Origin of the sequence: Streptomyces hygroscopicus subsp. hygroscopicus (assembly GCF_001553455.1) — a bacterium.
GTDB lineage: Bacteria > Actinomycetota > Actinomycetes > Streptomycetales > Streptomycetaceae > Streptomyces > Streptomyces hygroscopicus.
This window is the reverse complement of the sequence record NZ_BBOX01000091.1, coordinates 15,787-32,353: the sequence shown is the minus strand read 5'-3', so window position 1 is coordinate 32,353 and position 16,567 is coordinate 15,787. Positions and strand designations below refer to the sequence as shown.

The 16,567-nt window shown below is 72.9% G+C and carries 17 protein-coding genes; 11 read left to right on the top strand and 6 right to left on the bottom strand.

All coding sequences use genetic code 11. The annotated features are described in order from the left end of the window. Positions 1 to 27 precede the first annotated feature (27 nt). Positions 28 to 1,665 carry an FAD-dependent oxidoreductase gene (locus tag AXW62_RS10215; RefSeq protein WP_060944230.1) on the bottom strand — a complete coding sequence of 546 codons (1,638 nt, stop codon included), beginning with the start codon at positions 1,663 to 1,665 and terminating at the stop codon, positions 28 to 30. Between the two features lie 165 nt (positions 1,666 to 1,830). On the opposite strand from AXW62_RS10215, the gene AXW62_RS10210 reads away from it, so the two are divergent. The 9 genes from AXW62_RS10210 (at position 1,831) to AXW62_RS10170 (ending at position 8,967) form a co-directional block, all read left to right on the top strand. Next, positions 1,831 to 3,009, top strand: a complete 1,179-nt coding sequence (locus tag AXW62_RS10210; RefSeq protein ID WP_060944229.1) for a SchA/CurD-like domain-containing protein — start codon at positions 1,831 to 1,833, stop codon at positions 3,007 to 3,009. 116 nt (positions 3,010 to 3,125) lie between these two features. Further along, on the top strand, positions 3,126 to 3,533 hold the full coding sequence (locus tag AXW62_RS10205; RefSeq protein WP_030832482.1) for a cupin domain-containing protein: 408 nt from the start codon (positions 3,126 to 3,128) through the stop codon (positions 3,531 to 3,533). Next, on the top strand, positions 3,530 to 4,798 hold the full coding sequence (locus AXW62_RS10200) for a beta-ketoacyl-[acyl-carrier-protein] synthase family protein (protein ID WP_060944228.1): 1,269 nt from the start codon (positions 3,530 to 3,532) through the stop codon (positions 4,796 to 4,798). Before AXW62_RS10205 ends, AXW62_RS10200 begins: the two co-directional genes overlap by 4 nt. Positions 4,799 to 4,806: 8 nt before the next feature. Then, the gene (locus tag AXW62_RS10195) at positions 4,807 to 6,045 is read left to right on the top strand and encodes a ketosynthase chain-length factor (protein ID WP_060944227.1); all 1,239 of its coding nucleotides are present in this window, start codon (positions 4,807 to 4,809) and stop codon (positions 6,043 to 6,045) included. Further along, the gene (locus AXW62_RS10190; RefSeq protein ID WP_030832490.1) at positions 6,045 to 6,302 is read left to right on the top strand and encodes an acyl carrier protein; all 258 of its coding nucleotides are present in this window, start codon (positions 6,045 to 6,047) and stop codon (positions 6,300 to 6,302) included. The genes AXW62_RS10195 and AXW62_RS10190 overlap by 1 nt, the downstream gene beginning before the upstream one ends. A gap of 2 nt (positions 6,303 to 6,304) precedes the next feature. Continuing rightward, positions 6,305 to 6,769: an SRPBCC family protein gene (locus tag AXW62_RS10185; RefSeq protein WP_060944226.1), complete on the top strand. Its 465-nt coding sequence runs from the start codon at positions 6,305 to 6,307 to the stop codon at positions 6,767 to 6,769. Further along, on the top strand, positions 6,766 to 7,101 hold the full coding sequence (locus AXW62_RS10180; RefSeq protein ID WP_060944225.1) for a TcmI family type II polyketide cyclase: 336 nt from the start codon (positions 6,766 to 6,768) through the stop codon (positions 7,099 to 7,101). Before AXW62_RS10185 ends, AXW62_RS10180 begins: the two co-directional genes overlap by 4 nt. A gap of 372 nt (positions 7,102 to 7,473) precedes the next feature. After that, positions 7,474 to 8,133 (top strand): hypothetical protein, encoded by a 660-nt coding sequence (locus AXW62_RS10175; RefSeq protein WP_060944224.1) that lies wholly within the window; start codon positions 7,474 to 7,476, stop codon positions 8,131 to 8,133. A 96-nt stretch (positions 8,134 to 8,229) separates the two neighbouring features. Beyond that, complete coding sequence (locus AXW62_RS10170; RefSeq protein ID WP_060944223.1) at positions 8,230 to 8,967, top strand: class F sortase; 738 nt, start codon at positions 8,230 to 8,232, stop codon at positions 8,965 to 8,967. A gap of 75 nt (positions 8,968 to 9,042) precedes the next feature. On the opposite strand, the gene AXW62_RS10165 is transcribed toward AXW62_RS10170, so the two are convergent. From AXW62_RS10165 to AXW62_RS10150, 4 genes are all read right to left on the bottom strand, one after another. Continuing rightward, positions 9,043 to 10,122, bottom strand: a complete 1,080-nt coding sequence (locus AXW62_RS10165; RefSeq protein WP_030832519.1) for a methyltransferase — start codon at positions 10,120 to 10,122, stop codon at positions 9,043 to 9,045. Next, positions 10,119 to 11,210, bottom strand: a complete 1,092-nt coding sequence (locus tag AXW62_RS10160; protein WP_060944222.1) for a right-handed parallel beta-helix repeat-containing protein — start codon at positions 11,208 to 11,210, stop codon at positions 10,119 to 10,121. The genes AXW62_RS10165 and AXW62_RS10160 overlap by 4 nt, the downstream gene beginning before the upstream one ends. Before the next feature lie 96 nt (positions 11,211 to 11,306). Then, the gene (locus tag AXW62_RS10155; protein WP_060944221.1) at positions 11,307 to 12,386 is read right to left on the bottom strand and encodes an MBL fold metallo-hydrolase; all 1,080 of its coding nucleotides are present in this window, start codon (positions 12,384 to 12,386) and stop codon (positions 11,307 to 11,309) included. A gap of 70 nt (positions 12,387 to 12,456) precedes the next feature. Beyond that, positions 12,457 to 13,680 carry an aminotransferase class I/II-fold pyridoxal phosphate-dependent enzyme gene (locus tag AXW62_RS10150; RefSeq protein ID WP_060944220.1) on the bottom strand — a complete coding sequence of 408 codons (1,224 nt, stop codon included), beginning with the start codon at positions 13,678 to 13,680 and terminating at the stop codon, positions 12,457 to 12,459. 105 nt (positions 13,681 to 13,785) lie between these two features. On the opposite strand from AXW62_RS10150, the gene AXW62_RS10145 reads away from it, so the two are divergent. Further along, the gene (locus AXW62_RS10145; protein WP_030832525.1) at positions 13,786 to 14,328 is read left to right on the top strand and encodes a hemerythrin domain-containing protein; all 543 of its coding nucleotides are present in this window, start codon (positions 13,786 to 13,788) and stop codon (positions 14,326 to 14,328) included. Here AXW62_RS10145 and AXW62_RS10140 read toward each other — a convergent pair. Further along, entirely contained in the window at positions 14,252 to 15,040 is a 789-nt protein-coding gene (locus tag AXW62_RS10140) for an ANTAR domain-containing response regulator (protein ID WP_060944219.1), read from the bottom strand. The genes AXW62_RS10145 and AXW62_RS10140 overlap by 77 nt on opposite strands. A gap of 167 nt (positions 15,041 to 15,207) precedes the next feature. Between AXW62_RS10140 and AXW62_RS10135 the strand changes: the two genes are divergently transcribed. Further along, positions 15,208 to 16,404, top strand: coding sequence for a PAS domain-containing protein (locus AXW62_RS10135; RefSeq protein ID WP_060944218.1), 1,197 nt, complete (start codon positions 15,208 to 15,210; stop codon positions 16,402 to 16,404). Positions 16,405 to 16,567: the final 163 nt, after the last annotated feature.

Below are 16,567 nucleotides of genomic sequence, written 5' to 3'. Positions count from 1 at the left end.
GCTCGCCGCCGCCTGCGGAAGACGGCGTCAGCCGTCCAGCCGCAATACCTCCCGCAGCGCCCGCGTCAACGCGGCTTCCGGAGCGGGCACCGAGCGCTCCGCCCGCCAGGCGACGAAGCCGTCGGGGCGGACGAGGACCGCTCCGTCGGGGGCGGTGCCGTGGAGTTCGGCCCAGTCCACCCCCGGTTCGGGGGCGAGTTCGTGGTCCGGGCCGTCGCCCACCCGGTAGCAGACCAGCGGGACCCCGAGGGCGTCGGCGGCGCGGCGGCCCGCCTCGCACCAGGAGGCACCGCCCGGCCCGGTGAGCAGCACGCAGGTGCGCTCGTACAGATCGAGGGTGGAGATCCGCACACCGCAGCGGTGGGCCCACATATGGGGGGCGCGGCTGCCGGGCTCGGCGGAGACCGTGAACCGTGCGGGCACGGCGGGGGCGGAGGGGTCCGCGCCGGCGACCGCGCCCCGCACATAGCGGTATCCCATGGCGACGGCCATGACGTCGGACTGCGGGCCCTCGGTGGCCGGTGCCGAGTAGCCGGGGTGGCTGTGCTCGGCCGAACGGGCGGCGGCGCGGGCGCTGGTGGCCTGGGCGACCGGCCGCCGCTCCGTGCCGTAGGTCTCCAGCAGCCCGGGGCCCGCCCAGCCGCCGAGCACGGCGGCGATCTTCCATGCCAGGTTGTGGGCGTCCTGGATACCGGTGTTGGAGCCGAAGGCGCCGGTGGGGGACATCTCGTGCGCGGAGTCCCCGGCCAGGAAGACCCGGCCGTCACCGTAGTGGTCCGCCACCCGCTCGGCCGCGTGCCAGGGCGCCTTTCCGGTGATCTCGACCTCCAGGTCGGGCATGCCGACGGCGGTGCGGATGTGCCGGGCGCAGCGATCGTCGGTGAACTCCTCCAGCGTCTCGCCGCGCTCGGGGTGCCAGGGGGCGTGGAAGACCCACTGCTCCTGGTTGTCGACGGGCAGCAGCGCCCCGTCGGCCTCCGGGTTGGTGAGGTAGCAGGCGATGAAGCGGCGGTCCCCCACCGCGTCCGCGAGCCGTTTGGCGCGGAAGGTGATGGACACGTTGTGGAAGAGTTCGCCGCGTCCGCTCTGCCCGATGCCGAGCGCCTCGCGCACCGGGCTGCGCGGGCCGTCGGCGGCGATGAGGTAGTCCGCGCGGACCGTGGAGGGCCGTTCGGACCTGCGGTCCCAGACCACGGCGGTGACCCCGTCCGCGTCCTGCTCGAAGGAGCGGAGTTCGGTGGAGAACCGCAGGTCGCCGCCGAGATCGCGGGCGGCGCCCAACAGCACCGGCTCCAGGTCGTTCTGGCTGCACAGACACCATCCGGCGGGGCTGATCCGGGCGGCCCTGCCGCCGGGGTCGATCTCCCGGAAGAGCCAGTCGTGCTCCGTACCGGTGAGCGAGGGGGCCTGGAGGATTCCGTGGTTGCCGGCCAGGACGGACGCGGCCTCGCGGATCGCGGACTCCACTCCCGCGGTACGGAACAGCTCCATCGTGCGGATGTTGTTCCCCCGTCCGCGCGGGTGGTGCGAGGTGCGCGGGTGCCTTTCGACCAGTACGTGGCCGATCCCCAGTCGGCCCAGGAACAGTGAGGCGGACAGGCCCACCAGGGAGCCGCCCACGATGAGGACGGGCACACGCTCAGCATTGTCGGCTAGACGGTTCATTTTCCTGCTATGCCCGGTGCTTCCGCGCTCTTTCGAGGCCCTGACCGGGCGTTCGCTCGGATGGCTCACATATCTCGCGCCATTGGTGGGAGCGCCTCACGATCGTCTAACGGGCGGGTGTCCTCGAAGCCCGGAAGGACGCGTCCGCGAAATAAGGAGTGGAATATGAGCACCCTGTCCGACGTTCCGGAGGCCACGGCGGACCAATCGCCGACGACCGTGGAATCCGCGCTCACCGACACCAGATTGCGCGTCGTGTTGCTGGTGCAGGTCAACAGCGGTGCCGAACAGCGCTTTCTGCGTGCCTACGATCAGATGTCCCAGCAGGTGGCAAAGGTCCCCGGGCACATCAGCGACCAGCTGTGCCAGTCGATCGAGAATCCCTCGCAGTGGCTGATCACCAGCGAATGGGAAAGCGCCCCTCCGTTCCTCGCCTGGGTGGACAGCCCGGCGCACCGGGACATGGTCAAGCCCTTCCACGGCTGCGTCCAGGACACCCGTTCACTGCGGTTCGGCATCCTGCGGGAGACGCTGACCGCCGGCTCCCCGCCGGTCGATGTCACCACCCGGGGTGTCGAGACCGCGCTGCGGTTCGGCGACGGGCTGGTCCGGCAGGCGCTCACCTTCACGGTCAGTCCCGGCAGCGAGGACACCGTCGCCAAGATCCTCGCCGATTACCCCTCGCCCCAGGCGCGGGTCGACGAGACCACCCGGCTCTTCCGCACCTCCGTGTTCATGAGCGGCAACCGGGTGGTGCGGGCGGTGGAGGTCAAGGGCGACCTGACCGCGGCGCTGCGCTTCGTGGCCCGGCAGCCGGAGATCAGGGCCGTCGAGGAGGCCCTCGACCCGTATCTGGAGGAGGACCGCCACCTCGACGACCCCGCTTCGGCACGGGAGTTCTTCGCGCGGGCGTCCCTTCCGGTGGTCCACCACATGACGGCCGCGGGGCCGCGCCCCACCGCGGACGTGCACCGGCACGCCCTGCTCTACCCGGTCAAGACCGGCTGCGGGCCCGCCGTGGCGAGTCTGCTGGCCCGCCAGGACGAGCTGGCGGTGAACAAGGAGACGGCCGCGCGACAGACCGCCAGGACCCTGCTGAGCAGCACCATCTTCCAGCGTGACGACATCGTGGTCCGGCTGGTGGACCTGAGCGTGCCGCTGGACCGGAGCCCCGCCCTGGCGGCCGGTATCAGCGGACGGCGGGCGGCCGCCGTGCTGGGCCGGCTCCTGGACCTCGGGGCGGACGGGGCGGTGATCGACCTGTCCGTGGCCGACGGGCTGCGCCGCTTCCTCGCCGACTGCGACATGACCCCGATCACCGACCGCGAAGCGGCCGGCCACTGACCTCTCCCGTTCCCATCCCGTACCCCTCCCGTGCCCCTCCCGTTTCTGTCCCGTTTCTGCCCCGTTCCCACCTTCCCTCGGCGCGGACCGCGCAACGCTACCTGGAGGAACTCATCATGACCACGCAGTCCCCCCATATCGTCGACCTCGCCGCGGTCGCCCCCAACCGCCGGCGCGGTGGCGACGTGCGCGCCATGCTCACCCCGAGTCTGGCGGGCGCCACGAGCGGCTTCATGGGGATGGCCATCGTGGGGCCCGGCGAACGGGTCGCCGAGCACTACCATCCGTACTCCGAGGAGTTCGTGTACCTCGTCCGCGGCGACGTGGAGGTGGACCTGGACGGCACCGCCCATCCGCTCCGCCCCGACCAGGCGTTGCTGATCCCCATCAATGTGCGGCACCGGTTCCGCAACGTGGGCAGCACCGAGGCCCGGATGGTCTTCCACCTCGGGCCCCTGGCGCCGCGTCCCGAGCTCGGCCACGTGGACACGGAGGCCGCCGAATCCGCCGAGGCGACATCGTGACCCGACGGGTGGTGGTCACCGGGCTCGGCATCGTCGCCCCCGGGGGCGTGGGCGTTCCGGCGTTCTGGGACATGCTCACCGCGGGCCGTACGGCCACCCGCACCATCACGCTCTTCGACGCGGAGCGGTTCCGCTCCCGGATCGCCGCCGAATGCGACTTCGACCCTGTGGCCTGCGGTCTGAGCTTCGAGCAGATCGAACGCTCGGACCGCTATGTGCAGTTCGCGCTGGTGGCGGCGCAGGAGGCGGTCCGGGACTCCGGGCTGGACCTGCAGGCGCTCAACCCCTGGCGGATAGGGGTTTCGCTGGGCAGCGCGGTCGCCGCGTCCACCCGGCTGGAGCAGGACTACGTCAAGGTCAGCGACGCCGGTGAGCACTGGGACGTGGACCACCGCAAGGCGGGCCCGCATCTGCAGCACGCGTTCTCACCGAGCGCGCTGTCCTCCGGGGTGGCGGAGCTGACCGGCGCCCAGGGCCCGGTGCAGTCCGTCTCCACCGGCTGCACCTCCGGTCTGGACGCGATCGGATACGCCTTCCAGGCGATCGAGGAGCGGCGGGCCGATGTGTGCATCGCCGGGGCCGCCGACTCGCCGATCACGCCGCTGACGGTGGCCTGCTTCGACTCCATCAAGGCCACCTCGGCGAACAACGACAACGCGGCCACTGCCTCCCGGCCGTTCGACGCCCACCGGGACGGCTTCGTCCTCGGCGAGGGCGCCGCCGTGCTGGTCCTGGAGGAGCTGGAGCACGCCCGCGCCCGCGGAGCGCGGGTCTACTGCGAGTTCCGGGGCTTCGCCACCTACGGCAACGCGTACCACATGACCGGCCTGACGCGGGAGGGGCTGGAGATGTCCGAGGCGATCGACCACGCGCTCGGCCACGCCCGCGTCAACAGCGGCGACATCGACTACGTCAACGCGCACGGCTCGGGCACCAAGCAGAACGACCGGCACGAGACGGCGGCCGTGAAGCGGTCCCTGGGCGAGCACGCTTACCGGACCCCGATGAGCTCGATCAAGTCCATGGTGGGCCATTCGCTCGGGGCCATCGGCGCGATCGAGGTGGTCGCCTGCGCCCTGGCGCTCGCCCACGGCGTGGTGCCGCCGACGGCCAATTACGAGACCCCCGACCCCGAATGCGATCTCGACTACGTCCCGCGCACCGCCCGCGCCCTTCCGCTGCGCCATGTGCTGTCGGTCGGCAGCGGGTTCGGCGGCTTCCAGTCCGCGGTGGTGCTGAGCCGGGCGGACGGGAGGGCCACGTGAACGCAGCGATGAACACCCGCAGCCGTGGTGCGGCCGTGACGGGCATCGGTGTGATCGCCCCCAACGGCGTGGGCACCGACGCCTTCTGGAAGGCGACCAGGGAGGGGATGCCCTGTCTGGACCGGATCTCCCGCGAGGGCAGTGAGCACTTCCCGGTCCGGGTCGCGGGGCAGGTCCGCGGCTTCGACCCGGGTTCGGTGATCGAGGAGCGGTTCCTCGTCCAGACCGACCGCTTCACCCATTTCGCGATGGCCTCGGCCGATCTCGCGCTGGACGACGCCCGGCTGCCGGTGGACGACATGTCTCCGTTCGCGGTGGGCGTGGTGACCGCCGCCGGCTCCGGCGGCGGTGAGTTCGGCCAGCGCGAGCTGCAGCAGCTCTACGGCAAGGGGCCGCGCCATGTGGGCCCGTACCAGTCCATCGCGTGGTTCTACGCGGCCAGCACCGGCCAGGTCTCCATCCGGGGCGGGTTCAAGGGTCCCTGCGGGGTGGTGGCGAACGACGAGGCCGGTGGTCTGGAGGCGCTCGCGCACGCCCGCCGGTCCATCCGGCGGGGGGCGGACGCGGTGGTGGCGGGCGCGACCGAGGCGTCGCTGGCGCCGTACTCCATCGTCTGCATGCTCGGCTGGGACGAGCTGAGCCGGGCCCGCGAGGCGGGCCGGGCCTATCTGCCGTTCACCGAGGACGCCTGCGGATTCGCGCCCGGGGAGGGCGGGGCGATGCTGGTGGTGGAGGAGGAGGGGGCCGCCCGGCGGCGCGGGGTGCGGATCCGGGGCTTCATCGCCGGCTACGGCTCGACCTTCACCGGCGCCTCCCGCTGGGAGCGCTCCCGGGAGGGGCTCGCCCAGGCCATCCGGGTCGCCCTGGAGGACGCGGAGTGCGCGCCGGAGGAGATCGACGTGGTGTTCGCCGACGCGCTGGGCGTGCCGGAGGCGGACCGCGCCGAGGCGCTGGCGATCGCCGACGCGCTCGGGCCGCACGGCACCCGGGTCCCGGTGACCGCCCCGAAGGCCGGGTTCGGCCGGGTGCACTGCGCGGCCCCCACGCTGGACGTGGTGGCCGCCGTGCTCGCCATGGAGCACCGCGTCGTGCCCCCGACCCCGTACGTCACCGATGTCTGTCATGACCTCGACCTCGTCACCCGCAGCTCGCGCCCCGCCGAGCCGCGGACGGCGCTGGTGCTCAGCCGGGGGCTCATGGGTTGCAACGCGGCGCTCGTGCTCCGCGGACCGGAAGGAGATTACTGATGCCCAGTCAACTGTCCTACCCGGAGCTGGCCACGCTGATGAAGCGGTGCGCCGGGCTCACCGTCGACCCGGACACCATGCGGGCCCGGCCGGACTCCACCTTCGAGGAGTACGGCCTGGACTCGCTCGGTCTGCTCGCCATCGTCGGCGAGCTGGAGAACCGGTACGGCACCCCGATCGAGCCGGGTGCCGAAAGCTGCAAGACCCCGGGCGACTTCCTCGACGTCATCAACACCTCACTCACCTCAGGAGCATGACGATGGCAGGCCACACCGACAACGAGGTCATGATCAAGGCGCCGTTCGACCTCGTCTGGGACATGACCAACGATCTGGAGAACTGGCCGCAGCTGTTCAGCGAGTACGCCTCGGTCGAGGTGCTCCAGCGGAGCGGGGACACCACCACCTTCCGCCTCACCATGCACCCGGACGAGGACGGCAAGGTCTGGTCGTGGGTCTCCGAGCGGGAGACCGCCCGCGATGTGCGCACGGTATGGGCGCGCCGCGTCGAGCCCGGCCCCTTCGTCTACATGAACATCCGCTGGGAGTACGAGGAGGAGTCCGAGGGCACCCGCATGCGCTGGACCCAGGACTTCGAGATGCGGCCGGACGCACCGGTCGACGACTCCACGATGACGGAGCACATCAACCGCAACTCCCGTATCCAGATGGATCTGATCCGGGACAAGATCGAGCAGCGGGCCCGGGAGAGGGTGGAGGCATGAGCAGGTACCGCACCATGATCGTCGCCAAGATGCAGCCGGACGCGGCACCCCAGGTCGCCAAGATATTCGCGGAGTCCGACCGGGGCGAACTGCCCGAGCTGATCGGCGTCACCGGCCGCAGCCTCTTCCAGTTCGGCGAGGTGTATCTGCATCTGATCGAGGCCGAGCGGCCGCCGGCCACCGAGGTCACCAAATACGCCAAGCACCCGGAGTTCCGCGACGTCAGCGCGCGGCTCCAGCCCTATATGCGGGCGTACGACCCGCAGACGTGGCGTGAGCCCAAGGACGCCATGGCGCACGAGTTCTACCGCTGGGAGCGCGACCAGGGCTAGCGGGCGCGTCGCCCCGCGAGGGCCGCCGGAGGAGATGTCCGTCTCCCGGCGGCCCTTTTCGTCATGCGTCTCGCCAAGTGCCGGATTCCGCGCTCCGTCCGGCACGTCGTCATGCGCCGGAAAAGGAAATCTCACACTACTGGGCTCATCGGAATGCCGTGCGCCCGAAAAGGTGACAGGGCATCAGTCCGTTCGCGCGGCAAATGAGTGATCATCCCGCTTATCTCCACCCAGAGGGCTTACAACCGAGCGGATCGCGGGCCGTGCCGAGTGGCAGGGGGGGCGCTCTTCGCTGACGGTGGATGAGACGCCGCTGCGATCCCTTTATCTGGCAAATAGTCAGTATCGCGACGGCGCCGGAAGGAATGACTCATGCGATCTACTCGCGCACTCTTCACCGGGGCGGCGATTGCCGCCACCCTGACCCTGGGCGCCCCCGCCGCCGCGTTCGCCGCTGACGTCTCGGACCCGGGCGGTCACGGTGGGTACTCGAGCAGCCAGGAGTCCTCCGAGGACGGCTACGGCCAGAGCGGCAGCTCCTGGAAGGACAACGAGGACCACGGCCGGGAGGAGCACGGCAAGCAAGAGCACGGCAAGGAGGAGCAGGGCAAGGAAGAGCACGGCAAGGAAGAGCGGGGCAAGGAAGAGGGCCGGGAAGAGCACGGCTTCGGCAAGGAGGAGGGCAAGGAGGAAGGCAAGGAGGAGCACGGCTTCGGCAAGGACGAGGGCCGCGAGGAGCACCACTTCGGCAAGGACGAGGGCCGCGAGGAGCACGGCTTCGGCAAGGACGAGGGCCGCGAGGAGCACGGCTTCGGCCGGGAGCACGAGTTCAAGAAGGACCACGAGTGGTCCGGCGGCTCCTGGAAGGAGCACGAGAAGGGCGAGAAGCCCCGTGGCGGCGTCCACACCGGTGGTGGCGGCCTGGCCACCACGGGCAGCGGCATGGCCGCCGGCTCCGTCCTGCTCCTCGGTGGTCTGGGCGCCGGCGCCTACGCTCTGCGCCGCCGCAAGCCGACCGGCACCGCGATCTGAGCCTGACGCTTTCGTCATCCGTGCTGCCGTGGCACCTCCGCCCAGCGGTGGTGCCACGGCAGCGCCACGAGCGCTGTGAGAAAGGCGAACACCCCTATGGGAAAGCCGGCCAAGCAGGGCGCCACCGACGGCAACACCCGCATCCTCCGCTGGGCCGCCGCGTCGGCCATCATCGGCGTCTTCCTGATCTACAACTCCGTCGACGCCGCCTCCCAGAACACCCCGGCGCCGCCGGCACCGGCGGCCAGGCACACGGCCAGCACCCCCGCCTCCGTCTCCGAACCGGAGAACGACACCTCGCTGGAGGAGGAGTCCCCGGACTCCGCGGAGTCGGCGGCGGCCCCGGAGTCCCGTCCCGGACCGGCGCTGCCGCGCTCCCCCGCCTCCTTCCTGGAGATCCCCTCGATCGGGGTGAGCGCGCCGTTCACCCCGCTGTCGCTCGACGCCCAGGGTGTGCTGGTCCCGCCCCCGGACACCGAGCAGAACCTGGTGGGCTGGTTCCAGGGCGGCCCCTCGCCCGGTGAGCGCGGCAACGCCATCGTGGCCGGACATGTGGACACCAAGACCGGCCCGGCGGTGTTCGCCACCCTCAGCCAGCTCAAGCCCGGCGACAAGGTGGTCATCACCCGCGAGGACGGGATCATGGCGACGTTCGTCGTCGACAAGATCAAGACGTTCAAGAAGGACGCCTTCCCGGACGAGAAGGTGTACGGGGACACCCCAGACGCCCAGCTGCGGCTGATCACCTGCGGCGGCGCCTACGACCACTCGGTCAACGACTACACGGCCAATGTGGTGGCGTTCGCGCACCTCGCCTCGTACCGGTACAGCTGAGCAGCCGGCCCGTAAAAACCGCCACGGTGCCCGCGTCGTCGAGGAAGGACGACGCGGGCACCGTGGCGTACGCGGCTAACGGCGGGCCGTGGGGGTGATGGCGGGCACCGTGGAGTCGAAGGCGTGCAGAGTGCCGTTGACGGGCCGGATGTCGGTCACGTTCAGACCGGCCTCGGTCATCCGCGTGCGCATGCTGTCCTCGGTGTGCTTCCGGCCGCCCACGTTGAGCAGCAGGAGCAGGTCCATCGCCGTGGTGAAGGAGGAGGGGCTGTGGTCGACGAGGTTCTCGATGACGACCACCCGGGCGCCGGGGCGTGCCGCCGCGACCACGTTGGCGAGCGTGCGGCGGGTGCTCTCGTCGTCCCATTCGAGGATGTTCTTGATGAGGTAGAGGTCGGCCTCGACGGGGACCTCCCGGCGGCAGTCGCCGGGCACCAGGGTCGCCCGCGAGGCCAGCGGCCCGCCGTCCCGCAGCCGCGGATCGGCGTGCGCCACCACCTGCGGCAGGTCCAGCAGCACGCCGTGCAGGGCGGGGTGCTTCTCCAGCACGTTGGCCAGCACCTGCCCCTGACCGCCGCCGATGTCCACCACCTCCTTGACCCCGTCGAGGTCGAGGAAGGCGGCGACATCGGCGGCGGACTGCCGGCTGGAGGTGGTCATGGCGGCGTCGAACACCCGGGCCGACTCGGGCGCGTCCTCGTGGAGATAGGCGAAGAAGTCCTTGCCGTGGATCTCCTCGACGACACAGCCGCCGGTGCGCACCGCCCGGTCCAGCAGCGGCCACGCCTCCCAGGTCCACGGCTCGGTGCACCACAGGGCGATGTTCCGCAGACTCCCCGGGGCGTCCTCGCGCAGCAGCCGGGACATCTCGGTGTGCCGGAAGCGGCCGTCGTCGGTCTCGGCGAAGATCTGGCAGCAGGCCAGGGAGCGCAGCAGCCGGCGCAGCGGATCGGGCTCGACGTCCACGGCGGAGGCCAGTTCCCCCAGCGAGGCGGGCCGCTCCCCCAGCACGTCGGCGATCCGCAGCCGGACCGCGGCGCGCACCGAGGCCGCGCGGGCGGCGCCGAAGACGACCTCCCGCAGCCGCATGGCCGGCGGGAGCCCGGCCGGTGCCGGGCCGGCGGCCGCGGGGGTGGTGGTCCCGGCGGTGGTCATGACGCCGCCGTACCGCACCGGCCGGTGGGCTCGGAGAGCGCGCACACATTGGCGGTGAAGGTGTTGCCGGGGCCGTTGTCCCGGTCGGCCAGGTCGGCCGGCTTGTTGCCGCTGAGCACGTTCTGGCTGATGGCGTTCTGGGCGTTGGGGGCGCCGACGACGCTGGTGAAGAGCACGATCCCGCCGGACATGGGCGAGGTGCCCACGTTGTCGTGCACCTGATTGGCCGTCACCCGGGTGCCCTCGGCGCCGGTGAGCACGATCCCGGCGCCCTGGATGAAGGGGAGCCGGTCGGTGGCCGCGCAGTAGGCGTTGTTCCCGGTGACGGTGTTGAGGCGGACGGTCAGATCCCCGGCGCGCGGGGTGGACTCGTCGCCGACGACGAAGACCCCGGCGCAGTTGCCGGTGATGGTGTTCCGCTCGACCGTGAGGTCGCGCAGCCGGCGGACCACGACCCCGTTCCGGTTGGCGCTGAGCTCGTTGCCCGCGACCACGGTGCCCAGGGTGTCGGTGGCACCGCCCTCGGCGTCGATGGTGTTGGCCAGGAAGACGCCGGACTGCCCGTTGTTCCGCGAGACGTTGCCGACGAAGGCGCCGCGGGTGGACAGCTCCTGGCCCAGGCCCTGCTGGCCGTTCCGCTCCGCGACGGTGTCCCGCACGGTCATCCGGTCGGTGCCGGAGCCCCAGATGCCGTTCTTGGCGAAGCCGGTGACCTTCAGTGAGCTGATCCGTACATCCGAGACGGGGTCCTGGGCCGTCCCGGTGACGCAGATGCCGTGACCGGCCGCGCCGCAGGCGTTGTCCGACGGCTGCTCGGCCGGGGTGAGCACGGTGGTCCCGCCCGCGCCGCGCAGGGTCAGCCGGTCGGTGGTGATCTGGAGGTTCTCCCGGTAGGTGCCGGGCCGGATCTCGATGGTGTCGCCGGGCGCGGCGGCGTCCACGGCGGCCTGGATGGACTGGCCCGGCTGGACCACGTGGCGGGTCGCGGCCTGGTCGGCGGGCGCGGCGTGGGCCCCGGGGAGCTGGGCGAGTTCGATGACGAGGACGGCCGTGAGGCCCGCGAGGTGACGAAGTTTCGGAGTACGCATGAACAGGAAGTTAGGTGCGCTTCGCACCACTCGCCACTTATGTCACCTCTATCATCCATGCGTCAGATTCGCCCGCATGGAGGGCGGGTGAGGGGTTCATTCCAGCACGCGGGACGCCCCGACCGGCAGGTCCCACAGCTCCTCGCGCGGGCGGCCGGTGGCCTCCCAGGCCGCGCGGATCCGGTGCAGCGGCTCCAGGGGCGGCTCGGCCGACAGCAGGAAGGTCGACCAGTGCATGGGCGCCAGCACCCGCGCCCCCAGGTCCCGGTGCGCCCGTACGGCCTCCTCCGGATCGGTGTGCACCGCGCGGAGCATCCAGCGCGGCTCGTAGGCGCCGATGGGCAGCAGCGCCACGTCGATGCCCGGGTACCGGCGGCCGATCTGCTGGAACCAGGGGCCGTAGCCGGTGTCCCCGGCGAAGTACACCCGCCGTCCGCCGGGCGCGGTGATGACCCATCCGCCCCACAGCGAGCGGCAGGTGTCGGTGAGGGTGCGCTTGCTCCAGTGGTGGGCCGGGACGAAGTCGAAACGGACCGGGCCGTCCTCGCCGGGCAGTTCGGCCGCCTCCCACCAGTCCAGCTCGGTCACCCGGGTGAATCCGCGCGTCCGGAACCAGCGGGCGAGCCCGGCGGGCACGAACACCGGCGTGGACCTCGGCAGCCGCTTGACCGTGGGCGCGTCCAGGTGGTCGTAGTGGTTGTGGCTGATGACGACGGCGTCGACCGGCGGCAGGTCCTCCCAGCGGACCCCCACCGGGGTGATCCGGGCCGGGGTGCCGAGGATCCTGCGGGCCCAGACCGGGTCGGTGAGCACGGTGAGCCCGCCGGTGCGCACCACCCAACTGGCGTGCCCGGCCCAGGTGAGCGCGGTCCGGCCGGGGCCGACCGGCGGCAGCGGACCCGGTTCGAAGGGCAGCTCGGGGATCTGGCGGAGAACCTCCACCGGCGGCCTGAGCCGGCCCTCCCGGGCCAGCCGGGCCACCGCCCGCACCCCCGGCAGCGGGGAACTGAGCCGGTCCAGGAACGACCTCGGCCAGCGGCGCACCTCCCCCAGCGGACGCGGGGCGGCCGGTTCGGGCACGGCCGGGACCAGCCGGGGCCGGGCGGCGGCGCCGTGCTGGGCGCGGCTGCGCTCGGCCGGTTCCGCCGGCTCCGCCTGCTCGGCGTGGTCGGTCATGACCTCACTCCCTTCCGTATCCGGGCCGGCCCCGGCGCGCCGGGGCCTCATCGGGGCGGCCCCCGGCGGCTCAGGTCACCGGTCTGTCCCCGACCAGATCGCCCAGGGCCGTCTCGAAGGCGGTCAACGCCATGGCCACATGGGGCAGTTCCAGCGGGTCCGGCGCCCGGAGCGCCCGCAGCCGCGACTCCTCCGCGGCGCCGAGCAGCGGCAGGGTCGCCAGCCGCAGCCGCAGGGTGTGCGGGGGGTCGCCGAAGCGATGGCCCCCGGCCACGCTCCCGCCGAGCCGCCGGGTCAGCTCGCGCTCCAGCTCCACCGAGTCGGTGATGCCCCGGGCGGCGAGCACCCCGCGCAGCTCGTCGAGGTCGGCGTACAGGTGGCGGCCGGCCTGCGGCGGGCGGCACAGCGCCCCCACGGCGGTCAGCGTGCGGTAGGCCGCGGCGGCCACCGCCCCGTGCACGCGGGCCACGGCGGACATCCGCTCCCGGACCGGTTCCGGCTCGCCCAGGGCGTAGCGGGCGGCCGCGGCGATGGGGGCGGGCAGCCCGGACCGTACGGCGGTGAGCAGGGACAGCACCCGGCCGCGCAGCTCCACACCGCGCTCGGTGGCCGGGAACCTTGCCATCGCGGCCGGCCAGCCCGCCGGGGTGAAGGCGCCCACCAGATCGGAGAGCACGATCACGTGTCCCGGGCTCATCTCGGCGGGGCTGAGCAGCACCGTGCCGTGCGGATGGTGGACGGTGTCCCGCCAGGTCTCATCGCTGACGATCAGCAGCCCCTCGGCCACGGCCGCCTCGCACACCTCGTGCAGCAGCTCGGGCGGGGCCACCGTACCGGTGGGGTCGTCGGCCACGGACAGCAGCAGGACCCGGGGCACCCCGCCCTCGGCGCGGATCCTGCGGACGGTCTCCAGCAGCGCGAACGGGTCGGGCAGCCCGCCGCACTCGGCCGGGACGGGCGCGTGGTGGCCGCGCCGGCCCACCAGCCGCACCAGCGGCGCGTACCAGGCGGCGCACGGACGGGGCAGCAGCACATCGCCGCCGGAGGCCGAGGCGAGCAGCGCCAGCAGCAGCGGCTCGGCGCCGGGGGCGACCACGACGTGCTCCGGGTCGGTCCACAGCCCGCGCCGTGACCAGTAGCCGCAGGCGGCCGAGCGCAGTGCGGCGGAGCCGCCGACCGGCTCCGGCGTGGTGCGCCCGGCCGCCGCGACGAAGCTGTCGAGCAGCTCCGGGAGGACCGGCAGCCCGCCGTCGTCCCGGTCCGCCGGAGCCGGGGCGGTCCACTGCCGCTGCATTCGCCACACCTCCGCCTGTCACCGGCGCGTAAACGGCCCACGTATGTCCACCTTCGCAGATCTCCGGCACCGTTTCGCGGAAGGGGGCCGGGGCACCCGGGCGCCATGACAGCGACGCCGGAACAACACGATGTGGTGGAGGTGCTCACCGCGGACCACCGCGCGGTGCGCGATCTCTTCGCGGGCTACCGGGCCACACCCGACCCCGGGCGGCGGCGCCGGCTGGTGAACCGGATCACGGTCGAGGTGGTGCGGCACTCCGTGGCCGAGGAGGCTCATCTGTACCCCACGGTCCGCAAGGCGCTCCCGGACGGCGACCGGATCGCCGACCAGGAGATCGAGGAGCTGACCGAGGCCGAGCGGATCCTGTCCGACCTGGACGCCGTGGACCCCCTGGACCGCCGGTTCGACCCGCTGGTCCAGGACCTGATGGACGTGGTCTCCCGGCACATCCGCGGCGAGGAGGACCTGGTCTTCCCCGAGCTGCGGGAGCGGCTCACCCCCGAGGAGCGGATGGCGCTGGGCCTGCGCGTCGGTGAGACGACGGCCGCGGCGCGGAGCGCGCCGCCGGTCACTCCGGAAGGTCCCGGTCCGGGGCGGACGCTGGCCGACCGGGTCCGCGAGCAGCTGACCGGCCGAACGCGATGAGGTTCTTCTCCAGGCCGCGGCCGCGGGTGCGCACCACGGTCTCGGCGAGCTCGGTGAGCTTGCGGTTGGACCGCTGGGACAGGCGGCGCAGCAGGTCGAACGCCTGGTCCGGGTCGCACCCCAGGACGTACATGACGATTCCGCACGCCTGGTCGACCACCGGCCTGCTGCGCAGCGCCTCGTCCAGCTGGCCCACCTGGGCCAGGGCGGCCCGGTAGAGCCGGTCCCGGGCCATGGACTCGGTGGCCAGGTCGCCGAGCAGTCCGGTGACGCCCTGGGCGGCCTTCTTCAGGGGGCCGGGGCGCAGCCCGTAAACCGAGACGGTCACGGTGAGTCCGTCGCAGGCGAAGGGCAGCGTGGCGGTGGACCGCACCCCCGCGTCCAGCGCCCGCGCCCGGTAGCACGGCCAGCGGTCGTCGTGGAGCAGGTCGTCGGCGCCCGCCGGGCGGCCGGTGTCCAGCGCCGCGAGGATCGGGCCCTCCCCCGAGTGCAGCTGGACCGACACCAGCGCGGACAGATCGGGGTGGGTGGCCGCGGTGGTCGGGTCCTCGGCCGCCTCGCGGAGAGAGTCCTGGGCGAGCACGGCGGTGGCGGTGGCCCCGCAGCTGTCGGGGGTGCCGGCGGCGGCCTGCTCGGCCAGCTCGGCCAGGCCGCGGCCGAGGGTCGGCGCGTCGATCTGGCAGGTCGGGCGGCTGTGCGTGCGTCCGGGCATCGCCGAGTCCAGTCCTTTCACTCCCGTGTGCTGCGCTTCACTCCCGTGTGCTGCGCTCGTCCGGCCCCGTTCCCGCCGGGGCCCCGATTTTTTTCGACTTCCCACGCCATTGAGCGGAAAACACCACCCTTGCCGTGCGCGGCGGCCGGTCAGGCTACGGTGTGCCCATGCCAGGGGCGCAGGAATTTGGTGCGGAGCTCACGGATTTCCGCAGACGTGTTGACGAGTTGCGGGCCGCGCGAGCGCTGCCCTCACAGGAGCGGCTGTCCTTGCTGGACGCCGCTCTTTTCGAGCTCCAGCACATGGTGGACGTGCTGTGGCCGCGGTACGAGGAGCTGGTGGCCGCCTCCCGGACCACCGGCGGGGGCCGGGGCGACCGGCAGGAACAGCAGCTGCTGCGGGCGCTGTTCCAGCGGATGCCGGTCGCGGCGGTGCTGCTGGACCGCGAATCGGTGGTGCGGCGGATGAACTTCGCCGCCACCCAGCTGTTCCACACCCGCGCCGGATACGCCACCGGGCGCCCGCTCGCCGCGTCGCTGCGGCGCGACGGGCAGGCCGCGCTGCGCTCGCAGGTCGCCGCGGTCGCCCGCGGCGAGGGCGACCGCAGTCTGACGGTGCGGCTCTCGCAGCCGTCGGCCGACGGCGAGGTGCGGGTGACCCTGGCAGCGCTGCGCCCGCCGGGCGAACCCCGTCCGGCGGTGCTGGCGGCGTTCCAGCCCGGGGTGACCGGCCATCCGGCGGAGGCGGGGGCGGCGCCGGGGGTGTGGTACCCGGAAGTCCGGCCCGACCTGGCGGAGGTGACCCGCCACGCCGAACTGCTGGACCTGGTCGACGACATGACGACGGCGCTGCTGAAGGTGGCGCTCGACGGTGGCGGCCCGGAGGCCGTGCTGGTCCGGGCCGCGGAGGTGCTGCACGGCCGGTTCGCGGACTGGGTGATCGCCGACCTGGCCCCGGAGACCGCGTCCGGCGTCCCGCGCCGGGTGGTGGCGCTCGGGCCGTGGGACGCGGCGGACGAGCGTACGGCGTCCCTGGCCAAGCAGGATCCGGCGAGCTGCCCGGTGGTGGTGGACGCGCTGTCCGACGGGGTCTCCGCACTGCGGGTGAGCCCGCCCGACGCCGACGCCTTCGGCCGGGACGCGACGGGCGCGCCCGTGCTGGTGCGGGAGGAGGTCACCTCGCTGCTGTGCATACCCCTGCGCGCCTCCGCCACGGACCCGGTGCGCGGGGCGCTCACCCTCTTCCGCACCGGCGGGCGGGGCGCCTTCGGGATGGCGGAGGCGGGCGTGGCGGACCGGATCTCCCGCCACCTCGCCCTGGCCATGCCGCGCACGACGGCACCCGCCCCGGCCGCCGAGGCGTAAGCCGCCGAGACGGCGAGGCGCGGAACCGCCGGGCCGGCGGCGCTCGGCGCGGCGGCGCGGAGCCGCTCGGGTCGGCGGCGCGGAGGCGCGGAGCGGCGCGGAGGCACGGCGCGGCGCGGAGGCACGGAGGCACGCCCACGGGGCGCCCCGCGCCGCGCCGAAC